Here is a 2625-nt window from a genome sequence, read left to right on the forward strand (position 1 = left end):
CATCGCGCGGGGCCTCGTCGGCGGCCGTCTCGATCGCATCGTCGGCCGCGGCGTCCGCGGCCGCGCTGAGCGGCGGCTTCTCGAGGACGCGTCCGATGATCGCGGTCGTCCGCAGCGCGTCCATCACCCGTGCCTGCTCGGTGCTGAACTCGGGCAGCCCGGCCTCCCCGGGGCGTGACCCGGTCTCCCCGATCGACTGCACGTAGGCGAAGTGCGCGGTCTCGTCCGGGACCTGGAAGGGCGGCGTCAGGAGGGCCCACCCCGCCCCGTTCAGCAGCGCGACCACGAAGACCAGCCGCACGACCGCCGGCAGGGCGGCGACGCGCTGCCTCGCGGCCGCGACCCGGTGCAGGACCGTCCGGACCCGGGTCATCGCGCCCACCGCCACGCGCCCCACAGCGCGACCGAGAAGGCGCCGCCGAACAGGGCGATCACGAGCCAACCGCTCTCACCGGTGCCGATACCGCCCCGGCCGTACCCGATGCGCTCCACGGTCCGGTCCACGACGCTCGACCAGTCCGGGGCGTCGAAGCGCACCAGCCGCAGGGAGACCGAGAAGCCGGTCGGCTCCCCGTTCACGCTCGCCCCCTGGTCCTCCGCCGTCGACGCGCCCGCGAAGAGCACGGGTCCCGGACCCAGGTTGCGGATGCACGCCGTCGCACCGCCGCGCTCGGCGCCCGGGGGCAGCGGGATGGCCAGCACGCCGTCGGGGTAGTCCCGCACGACGCGGGATCCGCGCGCCCCCGCGACGGTGAGCCGCAGCGCCGGGCTGCGACCCTGCGCGCCCACCGTGACCTGGAGAGCGCTGGCGCGATCGACGGATGTGCCGAGCGCCTCGCAGAGCTGCTTGCCCTCGCCGAGGGGCTGCGGCGCGAAGATCGCGGGCGGGATGCCGTTGCTCGCGACGATCGGGCTGGTGGGCCGCCCGAGCGCGTGGACGAGCGTCGCAGCCAGGCCGAGCAGGCACGCGAACACGGTCAGGCGACGCAACACGGGCGAGAAGCTATCGGTGATGGGACCGGGAGGCGTCCGCGACGACCGGCGTCACGCCGTGCGGCCCGCAGGGTCAGTCGCGGCGGCGCAGCCCGAGGATGCTGAGCAGGAACGACGAGAAGAACACCTGGATGCCGACGATGATCAGCGTCGCGGCGGCGACGGCGGTGCGCTCCTCGGAGAGCTTGCCGGCGCCGTCGGCGATCCACTGCCCGACGATCACGCCGGCGACGATGAGGCCGACGAGGGCGATCGCGCCGCCGAGCATCAGGCCGTGCTCGAGCCGGAACCGCGCGCGCATGCGGTCGAACCACGGGTCCTTCTCGCCCATGAAGTACGAGCCGTAGGCGTGCGCCGCGAGACCCAGCGCCACGACCTGGCTGCCCACGATCGTCAGCAGGGAGCCGGCGATCATCGTGTGCAGCTGCCACTCGCGGCCGAAGAGGTCGATCTGCAGCAGCGAGACGAGCGAGACGATCACGCCGAGGAACGCCATCACCGCGCCGGGCGCGATGAAGAGGTGCGTCGGCGAGTGCACGAGCAGGAACCGCAGGTGACGCCAGCCGTCGCTCCAGGTGTTCAGCTTCGACTCGCCGCCGCGCGGGTGGTAGTCGATCGGGAACTCCGCGATCCGCAGGTCCTCCTTGCCGGCGCGGATGACCATCTCGGAGGCGAACTCCATGCCGGTCGTGCGCAGGTCCAGGCGCGGCAGGACGTCCCGGCGCAGGGCGCGCATGCCGCAGTGGGCGTCGCTGATGCCGGTCTTGAAGAAGAGGTTGAGGATGCCGCTGAGGACGGGGTTCCCGACGTAGCGGTGCAGCCACGGCATCGCGCCGGGCTGGATGTTGTCCATGCGGTCGCCCATCACGAGCTCCGCCCCGTCGTCGAGGTGCTTGACGAACTTGGGGATCTCGTTGAAGTCGTACGTCAGGTCCGCGTCGCCCATGACGATGTACTTGCCGCGGGCGGCGGCGAAGCCGGCCAGGTAGGCGGACCCGTATCCGCGGCGCGGCTCGCTGACCACGCGGGCGCCGGCGGCGGTCGCCAGCTCGGCGCTGCGGTCCTCGGAGGCGTTGTCGGCGACGACGACCTCACCGAGGATCCCGGCGGCCCGCATCGCCTCGAGCGCCTGCGTGACGCAGGCCTCGATGTTCTCCTCCTCGTTGAGGCACGGGATGACCACCGAGACGGTGAGCTCTTCGACGGGGGAACTGGGGCCGGTCACGGATGGCGTCTGCTCGGTCAGGCTCATACGGGGAGAAGAGGGGCTACGGGGATCGGACGATCGTGTCAGACCGTGACGGACAGCGCCTCCCGGGAAGCTACCCCGGGTCGCATACTCGGTAACGCGCGGGCCGCCGAAAAGTCGCGCGGAGACCCGCGATCGCCGTCGGATCCGATCGTCCGATCGCCCCGCGTCATGGCCGCCCACCCTCGGGTGGATCCCATCGCGGGGCGCGTCACGAGCACGTGGCGAACGTCACCGATCCGTGCCGATTCTGCGACCCTCCCGCCCGCATGAGGATCTGCCTGGTCTACGACTGCCTCTTCCCCTGGACCGTGGGGGGCGCGGAACGCTGGATGCGCAACCTCGCCGAGACGCTCGCCGGACACGGACACGAGGTGACGTAC

Annotated in this window: 2 protein-coding genes and 1 pseudogene; all 3 read right to left on the bottom strand. The window is 72.1% G+C overall.

Annotation, left to right across the window (positions count from 1 at the left end; genetic code table 11):
• Positions 1-373 (bottom strand): annotated as a pseudogene (locus ABYE80_RS19590) (hypothetical protein); the annotation flags it as partial.
• The gene (locus ABYE80_RS19595; protein ID WP_372791990.1) at positions 370-993 is read right to left on the bottom strand and encodes a hypothetical protein; all 624 of its coding nucleotides are present in this window, start codon (positions 991-993) and stop codon (positions 370-372) included. The pseudogene ABYE80_RS19590 and the gene ABYE80_RS19595, both read right to left, overlap by 4 nt.
• A gap of 73 nt (positions 994-1066) precedes the next feature.
• Complete coding sequence (locus ABYE80_RS19600; RefSeq protein ID WP_372791991.1) at positions 1067-2218, bottom strand: glycosyltransferase family 2 protein; 1152 nt, start codon at positions 2216-2218, stop codon at positions 1067-1069.
• Positions 2219-2625: the final 407 nt, after the last annotated feature.

Origin of the sequence: Paraconexibacter sp., assembly GCF_041602235.1 — a bacterium.
In the GTDB taxonomy this organism is placed as follows: Bacteria; Actinomycetota; Thermoleophilia; order Solirubrobacterales; family Solirubrobacteraceae; genus Paraconexibacter.